The organism is Aurantiacibacter rhizosphaerae, from assembly GCF_009807005.1.
Classification (GTDB): Bacteria; Pseudomonadota; Alphaproteobacteria; order Sphingomonadales; family Sphingomonadaceae; genus Alteraurantiacibacter; species Alteraurantiacibacter rhizosphaerae.
Map to the genome: position 1 here is coordinate 86,005 of NZ_WUBR01000004.1, position 26,600 is coordinate 112,604.

Annotated in this window: 23 protein-coding genes, 1 tRNA gene and 1 other RNA gene; 7 read left to right on the plus strand and 18 right to left on the minus strand. The window is 61.8% G+C overall.

Going from position 1 to position 26,600, the window contains the following annotated elements:
- Positions 1-69: 69 nt before the first annotated feature.
- The 7 genes from frr to GRF63_RS15745 all read right to left on the minus strand — a co-directional run bounded on the left by frr (position 70) and on the right by GRF63_RS15745 (position 6,210).
- Positions 70-624, minus strand: a complete 555-nt coding sequence (frr, locus tag GRF63_RS15715) for a ribosome recycling factor (RefSeq protein ID WP_160487019.1) — start codon at positions 622-624, stop codon at positions 70-72.
- 2 nt (positions 625-626) lie between these two features.
- Positions 627-1,349 (minus strand): UMP kinase, encoded by a 723-nt coding sequence (gene pyrH, locus GRF63_RS15720; protein WP_160487020.1) that lies wholly within the window; start codon positions 1,347-1,349, stop codon positions 627-629.
- 154 nt (positions 1,350-1,503) lie between these two features.
- The gene (locus GRF63_RS15725) at positions 1,504-2,220 is read right to left on the minus strand and encodes a chorismate--pyruvate lyase family protein (protein ID WP_160487021.1); all 717 of its coding nucleotides are present in this window, start codon (positions 2,218-2,220) and stop codon (positions 1,504-1,506) included.
- Entirely contained in the window at positions 2,210-3,136 is a 927-nt protein-coding gene (gene tsf / locus GRF63_RS15730) for a translation elongation factor Ts (RefSeq protein WP_160487022.1), read from the minus strand. The genes GRF63_RS15725 and tsf overlap by 11 nt, the downstream gene beginning before the upstream one ends.
- Positions 3,137-3,247: 111 nt before the next feature.
- Positions 3,248-4,051 (minus strand): 30S ribosomal protein S2, encoded by an 804-nt coding sequence (gene rpsB, locus GRF63_RS15735; RefSeq protein WP_160487023.1) that lies wholly within the window; start codon positions 4,049-4,051, stop codon positions 3,248-3,250.
- 456 nt (positions 4,052-4,507) lie between these two features.
- A complete protein-coding gene (locus GRF63_RS15740; protein ID WP_160487024.1) occupies positions 4,508-5,461 on the minus strand; it encodes a CDP-alcohol phosphatidyltransferase family protein in 954 nt (317 codons plus the stop codon).
- Entirely contained in the window at positions 5,458-6,210 is a 753-nt protein-coding gene (locus GRF63_RS15745; RefSeq protein ID WP_160487025.1) for a phosphatidylserine decarboxylase, read from the minus strand. The genes GRF63_RS15740 and GRF63_RS15745 overlap by 4 nt, the downstream gene beginning before the upstream one ends.
- Positions 6,211-6,304: 94 nt before the next feature.
- Between GRF63_RS15745 and GRF63_RS15750 the strand changes: the two genes are divergently transcribed.
- Positions 6,305-7,654, plus strand: coding sequence for an ABC1 kinase family protein (locus GRF63_RS15750; RefSeq protein ID WP_160487026.1), 1,350 nt, complete (start codon positions 6,305-6,307; stop codon positions 7,652-7,654).
- On the opposite strand, the gene GRF63_RS15755 is transcribed toward GRF63_RS15750, so the two are convergent.
- On the minus strand, positions 7,651-9,051 hold the full coding sequence (locus GRF63_RS15755) for a helix-turn-helix domain-containing protein (RefSeq protein WP_160487027.1): 1,401 nt from the start codon (positions 9,049-9,051) through the stop codon (positions 7,651-7,653). The two genes, GRF63_RS15750 and GRF63_RS15755, sit on opposite strands and share 4 nt — an antisense overlap.
- A gap of 145 nt (positions 9,052-9,196) precedes the next feature.
- On the opposite strand from GRF63_RS15755, the gene GRF63_RS15760 reads away from it, so the two are divergent.
- The 3 genes from GRF63_RS15760 to GRF63_RS15765 are packed head-to-tail and all read left to right on the plus strand — an operon-like array spanning position 9,197 to position 13,119.
- Entirely contained in the window at positions 9,197-10,789 is a 1,593-nt protein-coding gene (locus GRF63_RS15760) for an isocitrate lyase (RefSeq protein ID WP_160487028.1), read from the plus strand.
- A gap of 27 nt (positions 10,790-10,816) precedes the next feature.
- On the plus strand, positions 10,817-10,972 hold the full coding sequence (locus tag GRF63_RS16465) for a hypothetical protein (RefSeq protein WP_202131790.1): 156 nt from the start codon (positions 10,817-10,819) through the stop codon (positions 10,970-10,972).
- Entirely contained in the window at positions 10,969-13,119 is a 2,151-nt protein-coding gene (locus tag GRF63_RS15765; RefSeq protein WP_160487029.1) for a malate synthase G, read from the plus strand. The genes GRF63_RS16465 and GRF63_RS15765 overlap by 4 nt, the downstream gene beginning before the upstream one ends.
- A gap of 90 nt (positions 13,120-13,209) precedes the next feature.
- Here GRF63_RS15765 and GRF63_RS15770 read toward each other — a convergent pair.
- Positions 13,210-13,295, minus strand: a tRNA-Tyr gene (locus GRF63_RS15770).
- A 153-nt stretch (positions 13,296-13,448) separates the two neighbouring features.
- Between GRF63_RS15770 and GRF63_RS15775 the strand changes: the two genes are divergently transcribed.
- Complete coding sequence (locus GRF63_RS15775) at positions 13,449-14,249, plus strand: TrmH family RNA methyltransferase (protein WP_160487030.1); 801 nt, start codon at positions 13,449-13,451, stop codon at positions 14,247-14,249.
- A 5-nt stretch (positions 14,250-14,254) separates the two neighbouring features.
- Complete coding sequence (locus tag GRF63_RS15780) at positions 14,255-15,073, plus strand: hypothetical protein (RefSeq protein WP_160487031.1); 819 nt, start codon at positions 14,255-14,257, stop codon at positions 15,071-15,073.
- 123 nt (positions 15,074-15,196) lie between these two features.
- Here GRF63_RS15780 and GRF63_RS15785 read toward each other — a convergent pair whose 3' ends face one another.
- The 8 genes from GRF63_RS15785 to hrpB all read right to left on the minus strand — a co-directional run bounded on the left by GRF63_RS15785 (position 15,197) and on the right by hrpB (position 24,516).
- A complete protein-coding gene (locus tag GRF63_RS15785) occupies positions 15,197-15,469 on the minus strand; it encodes an HU family DNA-binding protein (protein WP_160487032.1) in 273 nt (90 codons plus the stop codon).
- A gap of 230 nt (positions 15,470-15,699) precedes the next feature.
- Complete coding sequence (gene lon, locus GRF63_RS15790; RefSeq protein WP_160487033.1) at positions 15,700-18,090, minus strand: endopeptidase La; 2,391 nt, start codon at positions 18,088-18,090, stop codon at positions 15,700-15,702.
- A 197-nt stretch (positions 18,091-18,287) separates the two neighbouring features.
- Positions 18,288-19,205 carry a TonB family protein gene (locus GRF63_RS15795; protein ID WP_160487034.1) on the minus strand — a complete coding sequence of 306 codons (918 nt, stop codon included), beginning with the start codon at positions 19,203-19,205 and terminating at the stop codon, positions 18,288-18,290.
- Positions 19,206-19,262: 57 nt separating this feature from the next.
- Positions 19,263-19,604, minus strand: coding sequence for a YbaB/EbfC family nucleoid-associated protein (locus GRF63_RS15800; protein WP_160487128.1), 342 nt, complete (start codon positions 19,602-19,604; stop codon positions 19,263-19,265).
- Between the two features lie 67 nt (positions 19,605-19,671).
- On the minus strand, positions 19,672-21,552 hold the full coding sequence (locus GRF63_RS15805; RefSeq protein ID WP_160487035.1) for a DNA polymerase III subunit gamma/tau: 1,881 nt from the start codon (positions 21,550-21,552) through the stop codon (positions 19,672-19,674).
- 51 nt (positions 21,553-21,603) lie between these two features.
- Positions 21,604-21,698, minus strand: an RNA gene (gene ffs, locus GRF63_RS15810) — signal recognition particle sRNA small type.
- Between the two features lie 71 nt (positions 21,699-21,769).
- Positions 21,770-22,048, minus strand: coding sequence for an ETC complex I subunit (locus tag GRF63_RS15815; RefSeq protein ID WP_160487036.1), 279 nt, complete (start codon positions 22,046-22,048; stop codon positions 21,770-21,772).
- A gap of 17 nt (positions 22,049-22,065) precedes the next feature.
- The gene (gene hrpB, locus GRF63_RS15820) at positions 22,066-24,516 is read right to left on the minus strand and encodes an ATP-dependent helicase HrpB (protein ID WP_160487037.1); all 2,451 of its coding nucleotides are present in this window, start codon (positions 24,514-24,516) and stop codon (positions 22,066-22,068) included.
- Positions 24,517-24,682: 166 nt separating this feature from the next.
- Here hrpB and GRF63_RS15825 point away from each other — a divergent pair, with 166 nt between their 5' ends.
- On the plus strand, positions 24,683-25,498 hold the full coding sequence (locus GRF63_RS15825) for a hypothetical protein (protein ID WP_160487038.1): 816 nt from the start codon (positions 24,683-24,685) through the stop codon (positions 25,496-25,498).
- A 73-nt stretch (positions 25,499-25,571) separates the two neighbouring features.
- Here GRF63_RS15825 and GRF63_RS15830 read toward each other — a convergent pair whose 3' ends face one another.
- Positions 25,572-26,594 (minus strand): polyprenyl synthetase family protein, encoded by a 1,023-nt coding sequence (locus tag GRF63_RS15830; protein ID WP_160487039.1) that lies wholly within the window; start codon positions 26,592-26,594, stop codon positions 25,572-25,574.
- Between the last annotated feature and the right edge of the window lie 6 nt (positions 26,595-26,600).

Genomic DNA, 26,600 nt, shown 5'->3' on the forward strand with positions numbered 1-26,600 from the left:
GAAGGTTGGAATCAGATGTCACGGTCAAGATCCGTCTGTGCCAGGCGGGCGCATGTCCCGCCCGCGCACCTACTGCGTCATGATTTCCTTTTCCTTGGCATCTGCTGCCGTATCCGCATCCGCAACAGCCTTGTCGGTCATCTTCTGGACTTCATCTTCCAGACGCTTGCGATCGTCCTCGGAGATTTCCTTTTTCTTCTCGTCTTCCTTCAACGCCTCGTTCGCGTCGCGGCGCACATTGCGGATGGCGATCTTGGCTTTCTCGGCATAGGTGCCCGCCAGCTTCGCCAGTTCCTTGCGGCGTTCCTCGTTCAGGTCCGGCATGGGCAGGCGCACGTTCTGGCCATCGCTCATGGGGTTGAGACCCAGATTGGCCTTGGAAATACCCTTTTCCACGGCGCTGACATTGGCCTTGTCCCACACCTGCACGCTCAGCATGCGCGGCTCTGGTGCAGAAACGGTGGCCACCTGGTTCAGCGGCATCATGGAGCCATAGACTTCCACCACCACGGGATCCAGCAGCGCGGTGTTGGCGCGCCCTGTGCGCAGGCCCGAAAGATCACCCTTCAGGCTTTCGATTGCGCCCTGCATGCGGCGTTCCACATCGGCCTTGTCATACTTCATGTTCAGTCATCCTTCCTGACGATCGTCTGCACGCCCTCGCCCGCCAGCACGCGCGCGACATTGCCCTTTTCGCGGATCGAGAAGACCACGATGGGAATATCGTTTTCGCGGCACAGCGAGACTGCGGCGGCATCCATGACCTTGAGGTTATCACTCAAGACCTTGGAATAGGTAATTGTTTCGTGACGCTCTGCATCATCGAAACGCTTGGGGTCCTTGTTATAAACCCCGTCGACGCTGGTGCCTTTCAGCAGCGCGTCGCACTTCATTTCCGCAGCACGCAGCGCGGCGCCGGTGTCGGTGGTGAAGAAGGGGTTGCCGGTTCCGGCCGCAAAAATGACGATGCGGCCCTTTTCCAGGTGACGCTCCGCCCGGCGGCGAATGTAGGGCTCGCACACGGCGTTCATCGGGATGGCGCTCTGCACGCGGGTGGCAACGCCGATCTTTTCCAATGCGGACTGCATGGCCAGCGCGTTCATCACGGTAGCCAGCATGCCCATGTAATCGCCCGTGGTCCGCTCCAGCCCCTTGGCCGCGCCGGCTATGCCGCGGAAGATATTGCCGCCGCCGATCACCAGGCAGACTTCCAGCCCGCTGTCCTTCGCCTGCTTCACTTCCTCCGCAAGGCGCGCGACATATTCAGGGTCAATCCCGAAGCCCTCGTTGCCCATCAGCACCTCTCCTGAAAGTTTCAGCAGGATACGCTTGGAGTCGGGCAGCAGCATGGTGGGATAGTTTCCTCTGGAAGCGGGGTTGGCAGGCTTCCTAGAGCGAGCGGGTGAAACTGCCAAGGGTTCCGATGCGCTTTTGCGCGAAGGGGAGCGGCGCCGTGGCCCATGGAGCCTTGTGGCCGCGGATTTCAAAGCGCCCTGCCCCGGCTTAGTCCACCAGATTGGCTGGCGTATAGCATTCGATCACAAGGCTGATCGGGAGCGAGTCCGCTCGCCTCAGCACAGCGCGATGCGACAGCACCGTATCAGGAGGACAGCTTTCGGAAGCACCGACCACAGCCGCCAGGCGTTCGCGCGTAAAATTCAACTCTTCGACGACCTTGCCGAACGGCGTATCGGTGGTGTCCAACTGCGCGTTCATGGCAGGGGTCAGCCGGGCCGGAACATAGAAGTTATGCGCGACTGACATAACCACGCCGCCGCAAAGCAACTCCACATGGCGATAGCCAAGCGGATCGTCGGGACCGACTTCAAGCAAACGGCGAATTTCGGCAGTGGGTTGCGCAGCCTCCCCGCCAGCGTGCGAAACGCGGATCACGGCAGGGTCGGCCATATCACGACGATCGCACCACTCTGCCAGCGCGCGCGTGGCGCTGTCATGGCTTGCGAGGACATTCTCGAATTCATCGAACCGCGTCGATTGCGTGGAGATGCATGCCGACAGCGTGAAGGCACATCCGGCAGCGATTCCTGCGCGAAGGATGAGCAGGAGCCTTCCACGGATTGAGCTAGGCATTTGACGCATCATTGATTGCCCCCGGATCGAAAGCACTGGCAAGCGACCAATGCCGGAAACGAAATCAGCCGCCGAACGCGAAGTCCGACGGCTGATTGCATTGCATTGGTGAAAGCGATCAGCCGCCAACGGCAGCCGCAACTTCTGCTGCGAAGTCGCTTTCTTCCTTTTCGATGCCTTCACCCAGCTGGAAGCGGACATAGTCCGTCAGGGTGATTTCCTTGCCGGCTTCCTTGCCGGCAGCAGCCACGACGTCAGCGATGGGCGTCTTGTTGTCCATCACGAACAGCTGGCTGAGGAGAGCGTTCTCCTTGGCGTATTTTTTGATCGCACCGTCGACCATCTTTTCCTGCACGTTCTCAGGCTTGCCGCTTTCTGCAGCCTTTTCCGCGGCGATCTTGCGCTCACGCTCGATCACTTCGGCGTCCAGGCCTTCTGCGGTCAGCGCCAGCGGGAAAGCGGCGGCGATGTGCATGGCCAGCTGCTTGCCCAGGGGCTCCAGAACGTCAGCACCAGCTTCGGATTCCAGAGCGACCAGCACGCCGATCTTGCCGAGGTTGGGAGCCTGTGCGTTGTGCATGTAGGGAACGACCACGCCGTTTGACACAGAAACGCTCTTCATGCGGCGAACCTGCTGGTTCTCACCGATGGTGGCGACATTGTCGGTCAGCTTGTCAGAAACGGTGCCGCCGTCGGGGTAGGACGCGGCCTTCAGCGCGTCCACGTCATCGCTGTCCATGCCGAGCGCGACCTGCGTGGTCTTGCGCACGAAATCCTGGAACTGCTCGTTCTTGGCGACGAAGTCGGTTTCGGAGTTCACTTCGACGGCAACGCCCTTGGTGCCTTCAACGGCCACGCCGACAAGGCCCTCTGCCGCGGTGCGGCTGGACTTCTTCTGCGCGGTGGCCAGGCCCTTGGCGCGCAGTGCGTCGATTGCAGCTTCGATATCGCCATCGGCAGCTTCAAGCGCCTTCTTGGCGTCCATCATGCCCGCGCCGGTCTTCTCGCGCAGGGCTTTCACGTCGGATGCGGAAAATGCAGCCATGTGGGTTTCCTTCAGATTGAATTTGGAGGCCGGTCCATCAAGCGAATGACGAACCGGCCTGGTAAGTTTAGAATGTGACGTGCAGATTTCGCCGCGCGATCACACGAATGATCAGGCTTCGGCCTTGGCTTCTGCAGCCGGAGCTTCGGCAGCAGGAGCAGCCTCGGCAACAGCGGCTTCAGCCGGAGGGGCATCCATCGCGCCGATGTCAGCGCCGGAGTCCACAACGCCTTCGGTCGAACCGGTGCTGGCGGCCTTGGCCACTGCATCGCAATAAAGGCGCACAGCGCGGCTGGCGTCGTCATTGCCGGGGATCGGGAAAGCGATGCCGGAAGGATCGACATTGGTGTCGAGCACGCCGATCACGGGGATGCCGAGAACGCCGGCTTCCTTGATGGCAAGGTCTTCCTTGTTGGCGTCGATCACGAACATCACGTCCGGAATGCCGCCCATGTCGCGGATGCCACCAAGCGAGAGTTCCAGCTTGTCACGCTCACGCGTCAGCTGAAGGACTTCCTTCTTGGTGATCAGCGAAGTGTCGCCGGCCAGCTGCTCTTCCAGAGCCTTCAGGCGCTTGATCGACTGCGAAATCGTCTTCCAGTTGGTGAGCATGCCGCCCAGCCAGCGGTGGTTGACGAAGTGCTGGCCGCACGAACGCGCTGCCTGTGCAATCGGCTCCTGCGCCTGGCGCTTGGTGCCGACGAACAGAACCTTGCCGCCTGCACGCACGGTGGAGGAGACGAAGTCCAGAGCGCGCGCCATCAGGGGCACAGTCTGCGACAGGTCGATGATGTGAACACCGTTGCGGCTGCCGAAGATATACGGCTTCATGCGCGGGTTCCAGCGGTGGGTCTGGTGGCCGAAGTGTGCGCCGGCCTCGATCAATTCCTGCATCGTGACGGTAGGAGCCGCCATAAGTAAATTCCTTTCCGGTTGAGCCTCTGGAAGACGGGGAACCGGCCCTTGGGAGATGTCTTGCGACTTTGGCCCGCGGGCGGCACCGGTATGTCAGTGCCTTCCATGTGGATTTGCCTGGGCGGGCGGAAACGGGAATCGCTTCTGCCGTACAGACGGTCGCGCCACTAGCCGAGGTGGACGGGGAAATCCAGTCTCAAATTATCTGGACCGCCCACAGGTAGACACAAGCGGAACACATGCAGAACAAACTGCTTGACCCAGCGGAACGAAAGTGGAACAAAGAACGCAACAGGAACAAAACCCGCATTCAGAGAGTTGGGCTTGATACTATGACAATAGCAATCGCCATTTCGGTGTTCTTCGGCCTTGTAGCAGCGGTGTCGCTGCTATCCTGCCATGCTTCCATCCGCTACGGCCTGCTGCGCTGGCGCGAGATACGCCGCGAACTGGCCGTTATTGATCGCGTGGTCGAGACAGCGCCTCGTCCACTTCGTCAACCGCAAGAGGCTTTCTCTCTGCTGGCCGCGTGATCTCCGCATCCCCATCGGTTGAAGCAGAGGCATTTTTCGCCCGCTTCACCTTGGAATAGCCGGCCACAGACCAGGCGATCAGCCCCATATAGACGACGCCGATCAGCACCAGCGTCCACCACGTTTCGATCAGCAAACCGCCCACCAGCAAACCTGCCAGCGCGATGAAGGCCAGCTTGAAATCGCCGGACGGGCTGACCGATTTCCAGCTTGGCGTGGCAAGATTGGACACCATCAGCACGGCAATGGCGATAACCCACGGCCCCACCAGCCACGGATCGCGGAACAATTGCTCTCCCGTTGCCAGCCACAGATACATCGGCATGAAGGCAAAGCCTGCGCCCATGGGGGCAGGAACGCCGGTGAGATAACCGGCAGACTTGTGCGGTTGATCCTCCACATCGATCTGCGCGTTGAAGCGCGCCAGGCGCAGCGCGCAGCAGATGGCGTAGGCCAAAGCCGCCAGCCAACCAAAGCGCGGCAGTTCCTCCAAAGACCAGATATACAATACCAGCGCCGGAGCGATGCCGAAGCTGGCCGAATCGGAAAGGCTGTCCAACTCCGCTCCAAAGCGCGATTGCGCCTTCAGCAGCCGCGCAATGCGCCCGTCCATCATATCCAGAATGCCCGCCAGGATCATGGCGAACACCGATTGCTCCCAATGCCCGCCAATGGCGAACAGGATGCTGGTGAGGCCGGAACACAGCGCCGCAGCGGTGATGGCGTTGGGCAGCACCGCACGCAGCGAAAGCCCCTTCCCCGCGCGGGAGCGAGTTACATGTTCATCCTCGCTGGCTTTCGGGCCAAGCCATGCAGGCCCAGCCGGGGCCGTCTGGTTGCTGTCGAAATCCTGCGTGTCGTCTTCACCTGGCCTCATTGGCTCACTCCTTCGAGCAGGCCAGCCGTTCCAATTTCGGCCAGCACGGTTTCGCCTGCAATCACGCGCTGCCCCAGCAGCACCTTGGGTTCTGTTCCGACGGGCAAATACACATCCACCCGGCTGCCAAAGCGGATCAGGCCCACCCGCTGTCCGGCGGCCACGATATCGCCCGGCTTGATGAATGGCACGATGCGCCGCGCAACAAGGCCGGCGATCTGGGTGAAGCCGATGGTTTTGCCATCAGTACTTTGGATCAGCACATGCTGCCGCTCGTTTTCTTCACTCGCCTTGTCCAGATCCGCATTCATGAAACGGCCGGGCATATAGACGATGCGCCGGATCGTTCCGGCAATCGGAGAGCGATTGATATGGACATCGAACACCGACATGAAAATGGAGATGCGCATCACCGGCTCTGTCCCCAGGCCAGGGCCGCCATCTTCCGTCGCATGCTGCATTTCGGCGGGCGGCGGCACCAGCGCGATCAAGGATACAAGCCCATCGGCAGGTGACACCAGCAGGCGATCGCCCTGCGGCACGACGCGTTCGGGATCGCGGAAGAAGGCAAACACGCCAGCGGAAAGGGCCAGCAGGGGCCAGCCCAGCAATTCCCAATCGAAAATCAGCAGCACCACCAGGGCGATAGCCACCGCGATAATGCCGTATTTGCGGCCTTCGGGATGGATCGGGGGAAGCCCCCATTCCGCATCACCGCGACCACGATTGTCTCTAAGTTCTCCGGACATCGCGCTTCCCTATTCGTTCGCAGCCTTGGCGACAAGCAATACAGACCTTTGTTCGCGCTGGCCTTATCGCAGGGCGCACCCCATCTGGTTGCATATGTCACAGAACGACGATGAAAAGAACTCGCGCGTGGTTCCCGGCACACGCCGCGGAAGGCTGGGCCAATTCGGGCGACTTGCAGGTGGGCTGGCGGGCGGCATGCTGTCCGAAGGGGCGCGGCGATTGGCAGGCGGAGAGCGCCCGCGCATGCAGGAGCTACTACTGACGCCTGCCAATATCGGCCGCGTGGCAGACCGGCTGTCCCACCTTCGCGGTGCGGCCATGAAACTGGGGCAGATGGTGTCGATGGATGCGGGCGATATCCTGCCGCCGGAACTTTCCCAGATCATGGCCCGCCTGCGAGAGAACGCGCACGCCATGCCGCCAAAGCAGCTGGAGGCGGTTCTGGCGCAGGACTGGGGACAGGGATGGCGGCGCAATTTCCGCTATTTCAACCCGCGTCCGCTGGCCGCGGCATCCATCGGCCAGGTTCACCGCGCCACCACGCGCGACGGGCGCGATCTTGCGATCAAGGTACAATATCCCGGCGTGCGCGAATCCATCAATGCCGATGTAGACAATGTCGCCACCCTGCTGCGCGTATCTGGCCTGCTACCTCAGCAGCTGGATATCACCCCCCTGCTGAGCGCCGCGAAGGATCAGTTGCGGGAGGAAGCGGATTACCAGCGAGAGGCGCAGCAATTGTCTGCCTATGCCAAGCTGCTGCAAGGAAACGATGATTACATCGTGCCGGGCCTGCACGAAGACCTGACGACGACCAATGTGCTGGCGATGGATTTCGTACCGGGTCGCCCCATCGAATCGCTGGAGGAAGAGCCGCAGGACGTGCGTGACGCCATGATGGAACGGCTGATCGACCTTGTGCTGCGCGAATTGTTCGAATTCCGCCTGATGCAGACCGATCCCAACTTCGCCAATTACCGCGTTGCCGAGGATGGCAAGCGGCTGGTGCTGCTGGATTTCGGCGCCGCGCGGCCTGTGTCTCCTGCCATATCAGACAATTACAGGCGTTTATTCCTCGCCGGTCTGGCAGAGGATCAGGACGCTATCGCCGCTGCCGCCATAGAGGCAGGCTTTATCTCGCACCATGCCGCCACGGCGCATGCGGACAGCTTCAACACCATCATCCGCGTGATCCTGGCAGAACTGGCCAAGCCCGGCCCGTTCGATTTTGGGGACAGGGCTTTCGTGCACACCATCAGGGAAGAAGGCATGGCGATGGCGCAGGATCGCGCCACGTGGCATCTTCCACCGGCGGAAATCCTGTTCGTACAGCGCAAGATCAGCGGCACCGCCCTGCTGGCGGCACGGTTGAAAGCGCGCGTGGATGTGCGCGCGATGGCAGAGGCGAAGCTGGCCGCGACGTCCTCCGCGACTTCCACCTAATCGGCAGAGAAATCGAACGGAACGCCGCTGTCGCGAAATCGGCTGGGGATGAGTTCGCGGCCCATCGGCGGGGCGGAGCGCGCGATGCAGCGCGGGCGATGGCACAGGCGGCAGGCCACGCCAATCGGCGTCGGCTCCGCGCCCTTGATGGCGCGCGCGTAGGCAAGCCGGTCCAGATGCTGTGCGGAACAGGTTAATGCCACGGCGCGTAATATGCTGCGCTCTCCAAAGCGCCCGCCCCCTGCCCGCACGGTGCGCGCGATGGAGACATAGCGTTCCCCATCGGGCAATTCGATAAGCTGCGCGTCCACCTTACCCGGTGATGCAAAAACCTCGTGAATATTCCACAGCGGGCAGGCCCCGCCGTGGCGCGCCAGTGGGAAGCCCGCCCCGTCCAAGCGCTTTGACACATTGCCAGCACGGTCCACCCGCAGGAAAAAGAAGGGCACGCCTTCCTCGCCGGGGCGCTGCAATGTGGTGAGGCGGTGGGCCACCTGTTCGAAACTGACGGAGAAGCGCGCCGTCAGCGCCTCCACATCGTAATGGAGATCCTCCGCAGCTTTGCGAAATGCGTGGTACGGCATCAGCAGCGCGGCGGCCCAGTATGATTGCAGCGCGCGGCGCACCAGCCGCTCGCTATCCTCCCCGGAAAAACGCCCCTCCGCCAGCAGCGCGTCTATCGTGACGTCCTGCTCCATGATGGCGATCTGCAAGGCTGCCTGAAAGCGCCGCCCGGCCTGATCCAGCCGTTCTGCAATATGCACGCGGCGGCGGTGGTAATCGTGCCAGCGCAATCCTCCACGCAGCAGGCCATCGTCGGACAGGCGCAGGTCCAGCCCGTGCTCGGCGGCGATATGGGCCTTCATCTGGTCAAAAGACGACAGCGTGCGGGCCGCTGCGCTGGCGCTGTCGTCCAGTGCGGGGAAGCAGTTGCGCCGGGCCGCCAGAAATGCGCGCGCCTCTGCCACGGGATCGGGCGCCGCATCGCCTGCCCCGCCCTGCTGTACCTCCCGCTTTTCCGCCAGCGCCAGCTGTTCCTCGCCAAAGGCGGTGTGCAGGCGCAGCAGCGCCTCTGCCATGCCGGGGTAGCTGGTGGCGATATCATCGATATCCAGCGGCTCTATGGCGATGTCGGAGAACATGGGATCACGCAGCGCCGATTGCAGGCGGGCGACGGTTTCATCCGCATCCTCATCCGCCAGATCTGCAACGTTGATGCGATATGTGGTGGCCAGCTTCAGCAGCATCTCTGCCGTCACGGGCCGCTGGTTACGCTCCATCAGCGCGATATAGCTGGCGGAGATATCCAGATCGGTGGCCATATTGGCCTGCGTAAGGCCCAGCTCGCGCCGCAATTTCTTGAGGCGCGGCCCGAGGTAGAGCGTTTTTGCGGCCAAGTTTACATCCCTCCGTGTCTCGAGTTTACAACTGTACACGCAAAACTTGTAAAGTTCGACAACATTACACCGGACGGCGCGACGGCGGGGATCGGGCGTGGCAGAAATGCCGCAAGCCAATCACTTCCAAGGACGCGAATTTTCCATGACCTATTTTGAAGAAATCCACCGCCAATCCTCCATCAAGCATCGCCTGGGCGGAGACTGGCAGGGTGTCGATCCCGAATTCGCAGCACGCCTGCGCACGCAGAACCGCTTCCAGACCGGGCTGGATATCGCGAAGTACACAGCCAAGATCATGCGCGCCGATATGGACGCTTATGACGCCGATCCCGCCGCCTACACGCAGTCGCTGGGTTGCTGGCACGGCTTCATCGGCCAGCAGAAGATGATCTCCATCAAGAAGCATTTCGGCAGCACCAAGGGCCGCTACCTCTACCTGTCAGGCTGGATGATCGCCGCCCTGCGCAGCGAATTCGGGCCCCTGCCCGATCAGTCCATGCATGAAAAAACCAGCGTGCCTGCCCTGATCGAAGAGTTGTACACCTTCTTGCGCCAGGCCGATGCCCGCGAACTGGGCGGCCTGTTCCGCGATCTGGACGAAGCCCGCGAAAATGGTGATGAGGCCGCTGCCGCCGCGGCGCAGAAGGCCATCGACAACCACGAAACGCACGTCGTGCCGATCATCGCCGATATCGATGCTGGCTTCGGCAATGCCGAGGCGACATACCTCCTCGCCCGCAAGATGATCGAGGCCGGTGCCTGCGCCCTGCAGATCGAGAACCAGGTTTCGGACGAGAAGCAGTGCGGACACCAGGACGGCAAGGTTACGGTTCCGCACGAGGACTTCCTCCAGAAGATCCGCGCCATCCGCTACGCCTTCCTTGAACTGGGCGTGCCCGAAGGCATCATCGTTGCCCGTACGGACAGCCTTGGCGCTGGCCTGACCAAGCAGATCGCCTTCACCCGCGAACCGGGCGATCTGGGTGACCAGTACAACCGCTTCCTGGATTGCGAGCCGGTGGAAGGCGTTGGCGAGAAGGGCGACGTCCTGATCAACCGCGATGGCCTGCTGGTGCGCCCCAAGCGCCTGCCGTCCAACCTGTTCCAGTTCCGCCCCGGCACCGGAGAGGACCGCTGCGTTCTCGACTGCATCACCGCTCTGCAGAACGGTGCAGACCTGCTGTGGATCGAGACAGAGAAGCCGCATGTGGAGCAGATCGCCGGCATGGTGGACCGCATCCGCGAAGTCTGCCCCAAGGCCAAGCTGGTGTACAACAACTCGCCCAGCTTCAACTGGACGCTGAACTTCCGCCAGCAGGTGTATGATGCCTGGGAAGCCGAGGGCCGCGACCTGTCGATGTACGAGCGAACCCAGCTGATGAGCCAGCATTACGACGACAGCGAACTGGCGCAGGAAGCAGACGAGAAGATCCGCACCTTCCAGCGCGATGGCGCCAAGCGGGCGGGCATCTTCCACCACCTGATCACCCTGCCCACCTATCACACCGCGGCTCTCAGCACGGATAACCTCGCCAAGCGGTACTTCGGTGAAGAAGGCATGCTGGGCTACGTCAAGCAGGTGCAGCGCGAGGAAATTCGCCAGGGCATCGCCTGCGTGAAGCATCAGAACATGGCCGGATCCGACATCGGGGACGACCACAAGGAAGCCTTCGCCGGCGAGGCCGCTTTGAAAGCCGGCGGCAAAGACAACACCATGAACCAGTTTGCCGCCTGAACCGGCAAGAACCCAAGGAGAAATACAATGGCACAACCGACAATCGCCCGCCCCGTTTTCTCGACCGAGGATTTCGGCCTGATCCGCAACGCGCTGGCAACCGCCATCCGCAACGGTGAAGACACTGCAGAAACCCGCAAGCTGGTGAACCTGCACCACCGCATGGGACGTTTCGCCCGATGACCACCACTGCCCTTCGAGAACCCTCGCAAGGCAACGACGCAGCCCCGCGCGATGGATATGTCCAGCGCGCGGGGTTGGCCGTGGCAGAGGAACTGGCGCGCTTCGTCGAGACAGAGGCGCTGCCCGGCACCGGCATCGATGCCAATCGCTTCTGGTCTGGCCTGGCGCAGTTGTGCGAGGAATTTACGCCGCAGAACCGCGCCCTGCTGCAACGGCGGGAGGGTCTGCAACAGACCATCGACCAGTGGCACCGCGATCATCCGCAGTCCGGCGATGGCATGCCGCCACGCGAATTGCGCGAAATCGGCTATCTCGTGCCGGAACCTGCGCCTTTCACGATTGGCACCACCGGCGTAGACAGCGAAATCTCCTCCGTCGCCGGTCCGCAACTGGTTGTGCCTGCGCTGAACGCGCGCTTTGTGCTGAACGCGGTGAACGCGCGCTGGGGCAGTCTGTATGATGCGCTGTATGGAACGGACGCGCTGAACGGCACCACGCCAACCGGTTCCGGTTATGATGCAAAGCGCGGCGCGCGGGTTATTTCCTGGGCCAAGGCATTCCTTGATAAATACACCCCGCTGGCAAACGGCAGCTGGGCCGACTGGACGGGCGGTGTGCCCGTATTGTCAGATCCAGATCATCTCGTCGGCACCATCGGCGATAATCTGCTGCTGCGCCGCAATGGGCTGCATATCGAGATCGTGATCGATCCGCAGTCGGAGATCGGCCTGAACGATCCGGCAGGCATTGCCGATATTCGCCTGGAATCCGCCCTTTCCACTATCGTGGACCTGGAAGATTCTGTCGCCGCGGTGGACGCAGAGGACAAGGTTGCCGCCTATCGCAACTGGCTGGGCGCGCTGCGCGGCGATCTGGTCGCCAGCTTTACCAAGGGCGACCAGAAGGTTGTGCGCACCGCCAACCCTGATCGCACCTATCAGACGCTGGATGGCGACAGCATGGCCTTGCGCAGCCGCAGCCTGCTGCTGGTGCGCAATGTTGGCCACCTGATGACGACGCCCGCCGTGCGCCTGCCCGATGGAACAGAAGCCTACGAAGGCCTGCTGGATGCCGCCATGACGGCGCTGATCGGCATGCACGATCTGAAAGGCCTAGGCCGGCTGCGCAACAGCCTGACGGGATCGATCTACATCGTGAAGCCCAAAATGCACGGGCCGGACGAATGCGCATTCACCAATGACGTGTTCAATGCCGTGGAAGATATGCTGGGCCTGCCGCGTCACACGCTGAAAGTGGGCGTGATGGACGAGGAGCGCCGCACCAGCGCCAATCTGGCCGCCTGTATCCACGCCGTGAAGGATCGCGTGTTCTTCATCAACACCGGCTTTCTTGATCGTACGGGTGATGAAATTCACACCTCGATGCTGGCCGGGCCGATGCAGCGCAAGGCCGATATCAAGAAGGCGGAATGGATCGCCGCCTATGAGGATCGCAATGTCCAGATCGGGCTTGCCTGCGGTTTCACCGGCCGGGCACAGATCGGCAAGGGCATGTGGGCCGCGCCCGATGCGATGCAGGATATGCTGGACCAGAAGATCGGCCACCCGATGAGCGGGGCCAGCACCGCCTGGGTCCCCTCACCCACGGCGGCCACCCTGCACGCCGCACATTACCAGGCCTGCAATGTGGCAGAACGCCAGCAGCAGCGTCTGGCCGAACCCATCGTGCCGGTCGCAAAACTGCTCACCGTGCCGCTGGCAGAATCGCCGGACTGGTCTGCCGAGGAGATCGCGGCTGAGCTGGACAACAATATCCAGAGCATCCTTGGCTACATGGTTCGCTGGATCGACGCCGGTATCGGTTGTTCGAAAGTGCCCGATATCCACGATGTCGGCCTGATGGAGGATCGCGCCACGCTGCGTATCTCCAGCCAGCATATTGCCAACTGGCTGCAACACGGCATCATCGATCATGCAATAGTGGACGAGGCGCTGCACCGCATGGCGGCAAAGGTGGATGCGCAGAACGCAGGCGATCCGTCCTACCGCCCGATGGCCGGTGAAGACCGCCAGTCCATCGCGCTGAACGCCGCAAGGGAACTGATCGTGGAAGGTGCACAGCAACCATCTGGCTACACCGAACCGGTGCTGCACCGCGCCAGGGCGCTGGCCAAGCAACGCATTTAAGAGCCGGAGAGGGAGATAGCCGTCGCAGCATGTTCTGCGGCGGCTATTTTTATGCCTGTCTTGAGGGAATGCTTCAATCGAGAGGCTCGGTGGTGGACAGGGCTGGATTCGAACCAGCGTACGCTTGCGCGGGCAGATTTACAGTCTGCTGCCTTTAACCACTCGGCCACCTGTCCACACCAGAGCCGGGAAGCAGGATTTCGCCTGCCTTGGTCTGCTCCTGCTAACAGGAGCGATCCAGCCGAGAGGCGGCTCTTTGGCGAAGCGCCGCTTGCCTGTCAATGGGCGTGCTGGCACAGGGCGCCAAAGATTGAGGAAAGCGAGACATTATGGCCAAGGGCAAGGACAAGAAAGCGCTGCGCGGCCGCGCCGGGCGCATGCAGGGTGGCCGTGGATCGGGCAGAGCTGCAAAGGGCCACGTGCGCCTGTGGGGCCGGCATGCCGTGCAGGCCGCACTGATGAACCCGCGCCGCCAGCATCGCAAGCTGTGGGCCACGCGCGAAGGCATCGATTCGCTTGATGGAGAGCTGCCCGCCGATTTCCCCCTCGAATATGCCGAGGTAACCGATCTGGCGCGGCTGGTGGCAAAGGACGCTCCGCACCAGGGGCTGGTGCTGGAATGCTATCCGCTGGAAGACCTGCTGCTGGCCGACGTGATGGATGGCGATGCGTCGCGGCCCATCGTGGTGCTGGACCAGGTGACCGATCCGCATAATGTCGGCGCGCTGCTGCGCTCGGCCGCGGCCTTCAATGCCGCTGCCATCGTCACGCAGGATCGCCATGCCCCGCCCGAAGGCGGTGTGATCGGCAAATCCGCTTCCGGCGCGCTGGAAGTGGTGCCGTGGATCCGCGTGGTGAACCTGTCGCGCGCGTTGGAGGATATGGCGGAGGCCGGATACTGGCGCCTTGGCCTTGCTGGCGAAGCGGAAGCCACCTTTGCCGAGGCTCTGCCTGCAGGACCGGTGGCGATCGTGCTGGGTGCAGAAGGCGAAGGCATGCGCCACAATGTTGCCCAGCATTGCGATGCGCTGGCCCGCCTGCCCATCAGCAGCGACATGGAAAGCCTGAATGTATCCAATGCAGGCGCCATTGCGCTATATGCCGTGGCGACACGAACAATGGGGGAATAATTGCAATGACGAAATTGAAACGCCTCGCCGCCGGTGCCGTGCTGCTGGCATCCACCGCGATGCTGTCAGGCTGCCTGTTCCAGCCGGGACGTTTCGATTCGACATTGCACATCATGGCGGATCGGCAATTCACCTTCTCCTACCAAGGAGAGATCGTGATGGCCGGCCTGACGGACCTCGCCGCGATGGCAGAGGCTTCCAGCGAGGCAGAACCCTGCACCGATGGAGACAGCGGCAAGGAAAGGACCTGTACCGAGGAAGAGCTTGCGCAGCAGGCGCGCGACGATGCGATGGCCCGCCAGATGCTGGAAGGCATGATCGGCGGTGCCAATATGACCGACGAGGAAGAAATCGCCAAGATGGCCGATATGCTGGAACGCCAGCGCGGCTGGAACAGCGTGGAATTTATCGGTGACGGCGTGTTCATGGTGGACTTCGCCATCGCCAGCGCGCTGGGCCATGATTTCGATTTCCCCACCTTCGAAGACATGCCGATGGCCAATTCCTTCGTCAGCATCCGCCTTCGTGATGACAGCAAGGCGCGCATTTCGGCACCTGGCTTTGCGCCCACCGCCGGCAACCCCATGGGCGCCATGATGGGCATGTTCGGCGCGATGGCCGCAGCGGAGGGAGACGATGCCGATAGCATCGCCATGGAACCCCGCCCCATTGACGGCACGTTCCGCATCGTCACCGACGCGCGCATCCTTGCCAATAACACCGATGAAGGGCCGGTGGCAGACCAGCGAGGACAGATGCTGGTGTGGGATATCGATGCAGGCACCACGGCCGCGCCAACGGCTCTGATCGAATTTGCCGACTGATCGATCGCCAGGCTGATCCGCACATCATCAGCGTGGCCATCAGCTTGGCCGCAAAGAAAAAGGCCGCCCAATCGGACGACCTCTTTCTTCCCGCATTGCTGCAGGAAACAGGTTCGGCGTGAATTAGTTCACGGCGTCCTTCAGACCCTTGCCAGCCTTGAACTTGGGCTGGGTGGAAGCCTTGATCGTCATCGGCTCACCCGTGCGCGGGTTACGGCCCGTGGAAGCCTTGCGCTTGGCCACGGAGAAGGTGCCAAAACCGACCAGGCGGACTTCATCACCCTTGGACAGCGTGCTGGTGATGGTGTCAAAAACAGCCTCTACCGCTTTGGTTGCATCGTTGCGCGAAAGGCCGCTTGCATCTGCTACTGCGCCGATCATTTCATTCTTATTCATGTTCTGGAGAACCCCCTCAAAAATTCATTTGCTCGAGACGAAAGATGTGAATCGCTCTGCGATGGCGGGAATTGAGCGAGTTTTGGCCGCTCTGTCAAAGGCAAAGCCGCTCCACTGGCAGCATTTTTGAGGCAGGACGTAGCTTTATCACCTCTAACTAGGCAAAAGTTACGTATTGCTACCGTTATGCGCGGCCAATGGCGCGAATCTACAAAGCCGCGATCTTGCCCTTAATGCGCTGTTGAGACGGGCAATTCGCCCCCACCCATTCCGTGGGGCTGGCTGGCAAGATCGTCAGCTTCAGTCCATTCGATGGGCGCCGGAATGGCCGTCAACGCATTGGCGAGCACCTCGTCAACATGGCTGACCGGGATGATCTTCAGCCCTTCCTTCACATTGTCAGGAATCTCGGCCAGATCCTTCTCGTTCTCTTCCGGGATCAACACCGTCTTGATGCCGCCCCGCAGCGCCGCGAGCAGCTTTTCCTTCAAGCCGCCGATGGGCAGCACGCGGCCACGCAAGGTAACCTCGCCCGTCATCGCCACTTCGGGCCGGACGGGAATGCCCGTCAGCGTGGAAACGATGGAGGTGACCATGCCGATACCGGCACTAGGGCCATCCTTTGGCACCGCGCCTTCGGGAAGGTGGATGTGGATGTTCTTGCGCTGGAAGATGCTGGGCTTGATGCCATAGGCAGGCGCCCTCGCCTTCACGAAGCTGAAGGCCGCGGCGACGGATTCGTTCATAACATCGCCCAGCTTGCCCGTGGTCTTGGCCTCACCCTTGCCGGGCGTGGTGACGCTTTCGATTGTCAGCAGTTCACCGCCCACCGATGTCCAGGCCAGCCCGGTAACAGCGCCAACCTGCGCCTCTTCCTCTGACATGCCGTGCTTGAACTTGCGCACGCCCATGAAATCACCAAGGTTTTCGGGCGTGATCGTCACGCTCTCCACCTCTTTCTCCAGGATCTTGCGCAGTGATTTGCGGCACAGCTTGGCAATCTCGCGCTCCAGCGTGCGGACACCGGCTTCGCGCGTGTAATACCGGATCAAGTCGCGCAGGCCGCCTTCGGTCAGCTCGAACTCGCCATCCTTCAGGCCGTGGTCGCTCACCTGCTTTGCAATCAGGTGACGCTGCGCGATTTCAACCTTCTCATCCTCCGTATAGCCTTCCAGCCGGATGATCTCCATCCGGTCCAGCAGTGGCTGCGGAAGGTTCAGGCTGTTCGCCGTCGTCACGAACATGATGTCCGACAGGTCGATATCCAGCTCCAGATAGTGATCCTGGAACTTGTTGTTCTGTTCGGGGTCCAGCACTTCCAGCAGGGCCGACGCGGGATCGCCGCGGAAGTCCTGTCCCAGCTTGTCAATCTCATCCAGCAGGAACAGCGGATTGCTGGTGCCCGCCTTCTTCAAATTGGAGACGATCTTGCCCGGCAGAGAGCCGATGTAAGTGCGCCGATGGCCGCGGATCTCGGCTTCATCCCGCACGCCGCCCAGCGACTGGCGGATGAACTCGCGTCCGGTCGCCTTGGCGATGGACTTGCCGAGGCTGGTCTTGCCCACGCCCGGAGGGCCGACAAGGCACAGGATCGGCCCTTTCAGCTTGTTGGTGCGCGCCTGCACGGCGAGGTATTCGACGATGCGATCCTTCACCTTTTCCAGCGCGTAGTGATCGGCATCCAGCACTTCCTGCGCCTTGCCGATATCCTTCTTCAGCTTGGATTTCTTGCCCCACGGCAGACCAAGCAACACCTCCAGGTAATTGCGCACCACGGTCGCTTCGGCGCTCATCGGCTGCATGGCGCGCAGCTTCTTCAGCTCGCCCTCAGCTTTGGCCTTGGCTTCCTTGGAAAGCTTGGTTTCCTCGATCTGCTTGGCCAACACGGCCAGCTCGTCGCCATCCTCGCCCTCGCCGCCCAGCTCGCTCTGGATCGCTTTGAGCTGTTCATTGAGGTAATATTCGCGCTGCGTCTTCTCCATCTGCCGCTTCACACGGCCACGGATCTTCTTTTCCACCTGCAGGACAGAAAGCTCGCCCTCCATCACGGAGAACACCATTTCCAGCCGCTTCAGCGCGTCGCCCTCTGCCAGCAATTGCTGCTTGGTATCCACCTTGGCCGTGAGGTTGGCTGCGATGGCATCGGCGAGCTTTCCGGCATCGTCGATCGCGTTCAATTCATCCTCAAGCTCGTCGGACATCTTCTTGTTCGACTTGGCATATTCGGTGAACTGGCCAAGCGCGCTGCGCATCATGGCGGCCACTTCGGTGCCGCTTGCGGTCACCTCTTCCACCTGCACAGTTTGCGCCATCACGAAATCATCGGACAGGCGCATCTCGCTCATCGTGGCACGATATTGCCCCTCCACCAGCACGCGCACAGTTCCATCGGGCAGTTTCAGCATCTGCAACACCTGCGCCACCACGCCCAGGTCATACAGATCCTCCGCCTCCGGATCGTCACACGCCGGATCAAGTTGGGCGACAAGGAAGATATCCTTGCCGTTTTCCATAGCCGCTTCCAGCGCCGCCACGGATTTGTCTCGCCCCACGAACAGGGGCACGACCATGCCGGGAAAAACAACGATGTCGCGCAAGGGAAGAAGGGGGAATGCAGTCATTTCAATGTCCATATCTTGGTTTGAACCAGAATATGGGCATGACCCCGCGCGGCTGCAACGTCAGTGTTGGGTTAAGGGGTGGAAATGTGGGAGTGTCTCGTTTCAAAGAAAGGCGCTGACAGAATGGCGAAACGGCACGCCGCGCTGCAACCGCGGAATTTGGCCCGCGTTCGCCCCGCCCCGCATCAGTATTTCGCTCAGTTCATCGCGTAAATGACGTTTGTGATCCAGACGCTGTCAATCGGATCGCCATTGCTATCAATCGCCGGCTCAAACTCGGCATACTTCATCAACTTCGCGCACGATGTTCTGTCGAACACCGGATTGCTCATCGGCAACTGGATTGTGCAATCGGTCGGCTTTCCTTCGGCAGAGACATTGAGTCTGACATGCACGACGGCCTGCTCCCCATTGCGCAACATTTCGTGCGGGTAATTCTGGATGATCGGACGAACCCAACGTTCCTGATTCAGCGGCCTTACCTTGCGGAGCAAAGAGCGGTGCGCTTCTGCATCGATACCCCAATGGCCGAGCAAGTCGTCCATGCACGTGCGCATGATTTTGAAGGGATCGTGCATGGGGCCCGTTTCCAGAACGATATCGTCACTGTAAGCCAGCTGAATCGCAATGCCGTCAATCTCGCTTTCGCGCGCGTTGCGTTGTTCGTCTGTCCAGACGTGGCTTACCGATTGCGCATCCCGCAATTCTTCCGCAAGCTTGCGCAGGTCTTCGGTGTACGGGGTGATATGGTCGAGAACCCCCTCGCCATAGCCGTCGATGTCGATTGCCATGGCGCGTTGATGCTCTTGTATTTGCGTATCCGGCACAAAACCCAGTCGGACACCTCGAAACTTTTTGCGGTCCATGTCGCTAGCGACGATGATCTGCATTCCGGTCTGCGGCTGGAATTGCCTGAGTTCGAGCAGGAAGCGCCTTTCGCCATCCTCGAACGTTCGCCGCAGGGCGCAACTGTCTTCAGCGAAATCGGCAATCCAGCGCGATGACGGCGGCACGCGGACCCATTCGTCATTCTCTTGCGCGGCTGCAACCGTAACCGGCGCCAAAGCCATTGCAGCAGCTGCCGCCGCAAGCGAGGAATGCCTGATTGTCATCATTAAACCCCATGCCACCCGTTGCGCCGAGTGTGGCGCAATGGGCGACAAGTGGCAAGTTTACCCCATGCCCGGCAGGTTGAACCCCGGCGGCAGGCCAAGTCCCTGCTGCATTTCCGCCATGTGTTCGCCCGCCTTGCGATCGGCCTTGTCGCGCGCGTCGTTGAAGGCGGCGGTGACGAGGTCTTCCAGGATCGACTTTTCCTCTTCCTTGAACAGGCTGTCGTCGATGGAGACACCGATAATCCGGCCACGTGCGCTGGCGCGAACCTTCACCAGTCCGCCGCCAGAAGTGCCCTCCACCTCGATCTCGTCCAGCTTCACCTGCGCATCGTTCATCTGCTGCTGGATCTTCTGTGCCGCTTCTTGCGCGGCTTTCATCATTTCTTCCATGTTTTCCATGTGCGTCATCCCTTGATTCTTGGGGGTTTGGGAAATTTCAAAGGCCCGATGGTTCGGGCAAATTGCGTCAACCGGTGCGAGACCAATCCTTGCGACCACGCACCTGTTCCACAGGCTCTACCAATTGTGCATCTGGAAAATGGGTGCGCACGGCCTCCATCATCGGATGCGATTCCAGCCGCTGCTTCTGCGCCCGGCGCAGCGCCTCGTCCTGCTCCACCAAGGTTGGCGCGCCCTCGCCTTCGGTACGCTGGATGTCCCACCGCTCTCCGGTCAGTTCCAGCAGCGCCTGCTTGATCTCCGGCACGATGTTCTCTTCAAACCCATCCGGTTGAGCGAAGACCAGCTTGCCGGGGGCCAGTTCGATCACGCGCACCTGCATCCGCAGCTTGGTGGATAGCGACATGGCGTTGTGGAGGTGAGATTTATCCACCCGCTCCACCAGTTCCAGCCAGTTCAGCGCTTGCGGCGCGCCGCCCGATGGCGCGGCATTGCTGCCGCCTCCTCCAGTGCCGCCGCTGGCAATGCCGCCCACAAGCGCCGCGTCTTTCAACTGTTTTGCCAGCTTGCCGGGATCGGGCATGTCGGCTGCATGCAGCACGCGCAGCAGCGCCATCTGCGCCGCCACCAGGGGATCGGGTGCGGTGCGTACCTCGTCATGCCCCTTGATCAGCAATTGCCACAGGCGGTGGACCTGGCCGGGGGACAGCTTCTGCGCCCACTCGCCCAGCGCCTCGCGCTCCTCCGCCGTGGAGGCATCCGCCTCCCCGCCGCCAACCTGTGTCACCGCGATACGGTGGGTGAATTCCATCAGCGCGCGGATCAGCGCGAGCGGTTCAACGCCCAGTGCATATTGCTGATCGACGGCAGCCAGCAGGCCCTGAGGATTGCCTTCCAGCAAGTGCTGGAACAGCCTGCGCTGCGCGCCCTTGTCCGCAAGGCCCAGCATATCGCGCACCTTGGCCGCGCGCACGGTGGTGCCCGCCTCGCCCGCATCCAGATCCGCATGGGCAATCGCCTGGTCAAGGATGGAAAGCCCGTCGCGCACAGAGCCTTCGGCAGCATTGGCGATCATCGCCAGCGCCTCATCCTCTGCCTCCACGCCCTCTTTCCGGCAGATGCTGGCAAAGTGATCCTGCAGCATATCGCGCGGGATGCGCCTGAGATCGAACCGTTGCGTGCGGCTGAGCACGGTGACGGGAAGCTTATCCACCTCCGTCGTGGCGAACAGGAATTTCACATGCGCCGGCGGTTCTTCCAGTGTCTTCAGCAGCGCGTTGAAGGCGTTGCGGGACAGCATGTGAACTTCGTCGATGATATAGATCTTGTAGCGCGCCGAAACGGCGGAATAACGCACCGCCTCGATAATTTCGCGCACGTCGTCCACGCCTGTGTGGCTGGCGGCGTCCATCTCGATCACGTCAATATGCCGGCCTTCTGCGATGGCCACGCAAGGCTCGCACACGCCGCAGGAATTGATCGTGGGGCCACCCTGCCCATCCGGGCCAATGCAATTGAGCGCCTTGGCGATCAGCCGCGCGGTGGAGGTTTTGCCCACCCCGCGGACGCCAGTCATCAAGAAGGCGTGGGCCAGCCGATCACGCTCTATCGCATTGCCCAGCGTGCGCACCATCGGTTCCTGCCCGATCAGTTCGCTGAAAGTCTGCGGACGGTATTTGCGCGCCAGCACGCGGTATGGCTGCGCTGCTGCGGGCTCTTCCGGCGCAGGCGTTGCTGGCACCGAAGGCTGCTCCACCGAAGGCGCCGGTGCCGGTTCCGGTGCTGGTTCTGTTGCTGGTGTTAATGCGGGCGCCGGTGCCGGTTCAGGATCGCCGAACATGGAGTTCTGGCCAGCCGCCTCCAGCTCTGTAGCGGAGGGCTTGGCGTTGTCCGCCTCGTCGTCACCCGCCCATGGGGGGGTATCCGGATTTTCCGGTGAATCACTCATGCCGACAAAGGTAGGGCTTCACGCCGCGAATGTCATCGCAACAATGTGGTGGATAAAGGAGCCGAGCGACCCGCTGCCATTTACCTGGGCTGCTACCTTCCGGTCCTGACCCGGTGAGCAAACGCGAACGTCCACCCGACTCCCGGTGGGCCATATGGCGAAGGTATCGGATTAGTTCAACAGCGAAGTGGCAATCCGCCACCCCTCGCTACAATTCCTACCTGAAGTTGTCGGCGTAGGCCTGAATCTTCAGCGTCTTGGGCGGAACCGAGTGGACGCGGGCGGAAATACCGTATTTCTCGGCATAGGCCTGCGCAGCCTCTGCCGAGGGGAATTTCAACTGCACCTGCTGGCGCGTGTCACCACTGCCGGCCCAGCCCATCAGGGGATCGGGTCGCTTGGCTTCGGCGGGGACGAAATCCAGCACCCACTGGTCAACCAGTGCCTTGCCGGATTGCATGGCGCTTTTCGGGCGCTTGTAGATACGGGCTTCCATAGTCACGGGCAGATAATTCAACCGCTGCCTTTTGAAAAGGCGTTCTTGGTCTTCAGGCTCGGTTTTTCGGCCCATGGTTCATCCGGCCAGCGATGTTTGGGGTAGCGGCCCTTCATATCCTTGCGCACATCGTCCCAGCTTCCGCGCCAGAATGCAGGCAGATCGCGGGTGGATTGAATTGGACGGCCCGCCGGGCTGGTAAGCTTCAGCAGCAGCGGCGTTGTGCCGATCATCGGATGGCGTTCCAGCCCGAACAGCGCCTGCACGCGCACCTCCACCGATGGCGCATCATCGCCTGCATAATCAATTGGGTGGGTCGATCCTGCCGGACTGGTGAAATGGCGCGGCGCGGCCTTGTCCAGCATCTGCCTTTCATCCCAGGACAGCAGGTTCAGCGCAGCTTCGGCAAAGCGCGAGGCCGGGATATCGAGATTGCGCCGCCCTTCCAGCAATGGCACCAGCCACTCGTCCGCGCGGTCTGCTAATTTGCTTTGCGAAAGCGCTTCGACCCCCGCAAAGCGCGCCCTTGCCAACAGATCCTTCGGCAGCAATGTCCCCAATTGCTCCACAGCCTTTTCCACAAGGATGTCCACAATCGCCTCAGGATCTGGATCGGGGTCCGGCCCGGTGGAAAGCGTGATTGCACCAAGTCGCCTTTCCCGCCGCGCCTCTACGCGCTTTTCGCTGGCATTCCAGCGGGCTACGGTCCGCTCTTCAATCAAATGCGCAAGGTGCTGTTCCACATCGGTGCGAGACAATTGCGCGGCGGCCGTGATCCGCGCGCCCTTGGCTTGCCCGGTTGCATCGGCAATCACCATCCATTCCGCGCGGGCCAGCGGTGATGCCGCATCCAGCATGAAGCCGCGCCCGCCTGCCGAAGCCCATTGCTCCCCCGACTGGCCGCGCCGCCGCGCAATAAAATCAGGCCGTGCGAAGGCGAGGAACAGCGCCGGGTCCTGCGCCCTGTCCTCCGCCCTTCCCTCTGGCCGGCCCACCAGCCTTTCTGCTGCCCGCGCCCACCGCTGCGCCAGCGTGCGCGAAGTATCCGCTCGCTTGCCCCGATCGGCGTTCCAGCGGGAGAGGCGCTGCAACAAATCTTCGCCGCGGCCACCCAGCCCGCGTTCCTGTGCCAGCAACACCAGCCTTGCCGCATCCTCTGCCTGACCGGCCTGAGCGCCAAACAGCACGGCAGCCCCGCCTTCGGGATCAAGCGGAAGCGCGGCAATTTTCTCCCCCCAAGGCGTGATGGCACCGGAAGCATTCAGCGCGCCCAGCTTTGCCAGCCGCTCTCTGGCGGAAGCGACTGAGGCTGCTGGCGGCATGTCCAGCCATTGCAGGCTGGCAGGATCGGCCACGCCCCACCGCGCCAGGTTGAGCACCAGTGGCGCAAGATCGGATGTCAGCATTTCCGGCGCATCGAATTCCGGCCTGCCCGCATGGCCTGCCTCTTCCCACAATCGATAGGCGACACCCGGACCCGTGCGCGCGGCGCGCCCTGCCCTTTGCGCCGCCGCGGCCTGACTGGCGCGCTGGGTAAGAAGGTGCGTCGTGCCTGCGGCCTTGTCGAACTCTGCCCGCCGCGCCAGGCCGCTGTCCACCACCACCGATACGCCTTCCAGCGTCAGCGATGTTTCGGCAATGCTGGTGGCCAGAACGATGCGGCGGTGGCCGTCGGGATCGCGGCGGATGGCAGCGCGCTGATCCTGCGGCTGCACCTGCCCGTGCAAGGGCAGGATCGGGACGCCGAAAAGCTTTTCCGCCAACCGCTCCCGCGTGCGCGCTATCTCTCCCACACCGGGAAGGAAGGCCAGGATATCGCCCTCCTCCTGCCGCCATGCCTGCAATACGGCAGAGGTCATCGCCGCCTCTATCCGTTGTTCAGGCCGAGCACCAAGCCACTCTATTCGCAGGGGAAACGCCTTTCCCTCGCTTTCTATTACAGGTGTGCCTTCGCCCATCAGGCGGGCAAATCGCGCACCATCGATCGTGGCAGACATCACGCAAATGCGCAGGTCTTCTCGCAGCACCTGCTGGCTTTCCAGCGCCAGCGCCAGGCCAAGGTCGCTATCGAGGTGCCGCTCATGCGCCTCGTCAAACAGGATCGCGGAAATGCCCTCCAGCTCCTGGTCTTCCAGCAGGCGGTTCACCAGGATCGCCTCTGTCACCACCAAGATGCGCGTGGCCTTGCTCTGCTTGCTGTCCAGCCGGGTGAGGTAGCCGACCCGCTCGCCCGGTTTCTCTCCCAGCATGGCGGCAATCCGCTCTGCCGCGGCGCGCGCGGCAACGCGGCGTGGGGATGTCAGGATGATCTGGCCGCTGCACCATGCTTCACCCAGCAGCGCGGGCGCGACCGCAGTGGTCTTGCCCGCACCCGGCGGCGCCACCAGCACCGCGCTGCTGCACGCGCGCAAGCTGCTGAGCAGATCGGGCAGGACGGCGTGGATGGGAAGGCTATCGGACACGCGCATCCCATCGCACAACTGCGCGGCCCATGCAGCCCCGAAACCGCCCCTGAAGCATGAATTGGCGCAAGGATGGTTAACTGATATACCCCGCAGCAGGGGCGCAAAACCAGATGCTTCGCAGGCCGGAATACCGGCGGCGAGCTGTAGTTTTGTTTTGAAGGGGAAAAACATGAAAAAGATGATGACGGCGCTTGCCGCAATTGCACTGCCCATGGGCCTGGTGGCCTGCGGCGATGCCGATGATACCGATGTAACGGCCGAGGCGCCGGCTTCGGACGGCACGATCAGCGGCGAATGGATGGCCGATGTGGATTCCGCACAGTTCGAGAATGACAATCGCGACTACGTCCTCTCGAACGGCACGTTTTCGTGCAACAGTTGCAACCCGCCTTATGAAGTGACGGCCAATGGCGAATGGCAGACGGTGGATCGGCCAGGCGTCGATTCGATGATGGTGGAACAGGTGGACGACAACACGGTGCGCGCCGCATTTCGCTATGGTGACAAGGATCTTGGCTCCTCCACATGGACCGTCAGCGATGACGGGCAGACATTGACGAGCGAATTCAACGATACTTCAGGCGATGAAGCCGTCACCGGAAGCGAAACATTCACCCGCACTGCAGACGGGCCCGATGGGTCTCACGCCATGTCCGGCCAGTGGGCCTTCTCCGACATCGGCGACATGAGCGATGCGGGCCTGCGCTTCTCATACAATGTGGAGGGTGATCAGTTCACCAGCTCTGGCAATGGCAGCAGCTACACGGCCACATTGGGCGGTGATCCGGTTCCGGTCGAGGGCAGCAATTCCAACGTCATGGTTGCCGTGGAGCAGACCGGAGACAATTCATATCGCGAAACCTATTCACGCGATGGTGAAGCGCTTTCGGTCGTCGAAGTTTCGGTTGATGGCGATACGCTGTCCGCAGTCAGCACCGATCAACGCGATGACAGTGTCCTGCGCTACACGGCGCAGCGCCAGTAACAGCGCTAGTAACAGCGGCGAACGCTAAGGAAATGAACCCCGGCTCTTTTCGAAGGGTCGGGGTTTTTTCTGGCTAGTAGCCGCGCGCTACGGCGAATTGGGCGGCTTCCACCATCGCCCGCCGTGCAGCAGAATCAGGGAAGATCGACAGCGCATCGCAGGCACGCTGCGCGTAATGGCGCGCACGGTCCCGCGTGGCGGTGACGCAATCGTGCTTGCGGATCAGGTCCACCGCATGGGCCAGATCCTCATCCTCGATACTGAAACCGGCGATGGCATCCTGCCAGAAGCGGCGCTCTTCCTCATTACCGCGCGCATAGGCCAGGATGACGGGCAGCGTCATCTTGCCTTCGCGGAAATCGTCCCCGCGATCCTTGCCCATTTCGGCTGCCTCGGAATCATAATCGATCGCATCGTCCACCAGCTGGAAGGCGATGCCCAGGTTCCGGCCATAGGAATCGAGCGCCAGTTCCTCTTCCTCGCTCTTTTCCGCGACAACGGCGGAAATCCGGCTGGCGGCGGCGAACAAGGCTGCGGTCTTCGCGCCGATAATGGTGAGGTAGCGTTCCTCGCTCGTCTCGATCTTGCGCTGCGCGGTCAACTGGTCAACCTCGCCCTGCGCGATGATGGCACTGGCGCCTGAAAGGATTTTCAGAACCTTCAGGCTGCCGTCTTCCACCATGAGTTCGAAAGCGCGGGAAAACAGGAAATCGCCCACCAGAACGGTGGCGGGATTGCCGTAAACTATGTTGGCGGCGGATTTACCGCGGCGCATTTCGCTGCCGTCCACCACATCATCATGCAGCAGTGTGGCGGTGTGGATGAATTCCACCGCAGCGGCCAGCTTGTGATGGCGCGTGCCCTGGTATCCCACCACTTCTGCACCTGCCAGCGTCAGCATCGGGCGCATGCGTTTGCCCCCGCCCGCGATCAGGTGGCCTGCCAGCGCCGGGATCAGCGGAATTTCGCTCTGCATCCTGTCCAGAATGATGGAATTCACCGAGTTCATCGATGTTGCCGTCAGGGACAGGATCGGCGTCAACGTCGGGGGAGACGTATCCGGGGCGCGCTTAATGGGGACCACGTTGTCGCTCATGCGGCT

Excerpts from the sequence above, each read along its gene's own strand:
- frr (WP_160487019.1), bottom strand. The coding sequence starts at position 624 with ATGAAGTATGACAAGGCCGATGTGGAACGCCGCATGCAGGGCGCAATC.
- pyrH (WP_160487020.1), bottom strand. The coding sequence starts at position 1,349 with ATGCTGCTGCCCGACTCCAAGCGTATCCTGCTGAAACTTTCAGGAGAG.
- tsf (WP_160487022.1), bottom strand. The coding sequence starts at position 3,136 with ATGGCTGCATTTTCCGCATCCGACGTGAAAGCCCTGCGCGAGAAGACC.
- rpsB (WP_160487023.1), bottom strand. The coding sequence starts at position 4,051 with ATGGCGGCTCCTACCGTCACGATGCAGGAATTGATCGAGGCCGGCGCA.
- GRF63_RS15740 (WP_160487024.1), bottom strand. The coding sequence starts at position 5,461 with ATGAGGCCAGGTGAAGACGACACGCAGGATTTCGACAGCAACCAGACG.
- GRF63_RS15745 (WP_160487025.1), bottom strand. The coding sequence starts at position 6,210 with ATGTCCGGAGAACTTAGAGACAATCGTGGTCGCGGTGATGCGGAATGG.
- GRF63_RS15750 (WP_160487026.1), top strand. The coding sequence starts at position 6,305 with ATGTCACAGAACGACGATGAAAAGAACTCGCGCGTGGTTCCCGGCACA.
- GRF63_RS15760 (WP_160487028.1), top strand. The coding sequence starts at position 9,197 with ATGACCTATTTTGAAGAAATCCACCGCCAATCCTCCATCAAGCATCGC.
- GRF63_RS16465 (WP_202131790.1), top strand. The coding sequence starts at position 10,817 with ATGGCACAACCGACAATCGCCCGCCCCGTTTTCTCGACCGAGGATTTC.
- GRF63_RS15765 (WP_160487029.1), top strand. The coding sequence starts at position 10,969 with ATGACCACCACTGCCCTTCGAGAACCCTCGCAAGGCAACGACGCAGCC.
- GRF63_RS15775 (WP_160487030.1), top strand. The coding sequence starts at position 13,449 with ATGGCCAAGGGCAAGGACAAGAAAGCGCTGCGCGGCCGCGCCGGGCGC.
- GRF63_RS15780 (WP_160487031.1), top strand. The coding sequence starts at position 14,255 with ATGACGAAATTGAAACGCCTCGCCGCCGGTGCCGTGCTGCTGGCATCC.
- GRF63_RS15785 (WP_160487032.1), bottom strand. The coding sequence starts at position 15,469 with ATGAATAAGAATGAAATGATCGGCGCAGTAGCAGATGCAAGCGGCCTT.
- lon (WP_160487033.1), bottom strand. The coding sequence starts at position 18,090 with ATGACTGCATTCCCCCTTCTTCCCTTGCGCGACATCGTTGTTTTTCCC.
- GRF63_RS15795 (WP_160487034.1), bottom strand. The coding sequence starts at position 19,205 with ATGATGACAATCAGGCATTCCTCGCTTGCGGCGGCAGCTGCTGCAATG.
- GRF63_RS15800 (WP_160487128.1), bottom strand. The coding sequence starts at position 19,604 with ATGGAAAACATGGAAGAAATGATGAAAGCCGCGCAAGAAGCGGCACAG.
- GRF63_RS15805 (WP_160487035.1), bottom strand. The coding sequence starts at position 21,552 with ATGAGTGATTCACCGGAAAATCCGGATACCCCCCCATGGGCGGGTGAC.
- GRF63_RS15815 (WP_160487036.1), bottom strand. The coding sequence starts at position 22,048 with ATGGAAGCCCGTATCTACAAGCGCCCGAAAAGCGCCATGCAATCCGGC.
- hrpB (WP_160487037.1), bottom strand. The coding sequence starts at position 24,516 with ATGCGCGTGTCCGATAGCCTTCCCATCCACGCCGTCCTGCCCGATCTG.
- GRF63_RS15825 (WP_160487038.1), top strand. The coding sequence starts at position 24,683 with ATGAAAAAGATGATGACGGCGCTTGCCGCAATTGCACTGCCCATGGGC.
- GRF63_RS15830 (WP_160487039.1), bottom strand. The coding sequence starts at position 26,594 with ATGAGCGACAACGTGGTCCCCATTAAGCGCGCCCCGGATACGTCTCCC.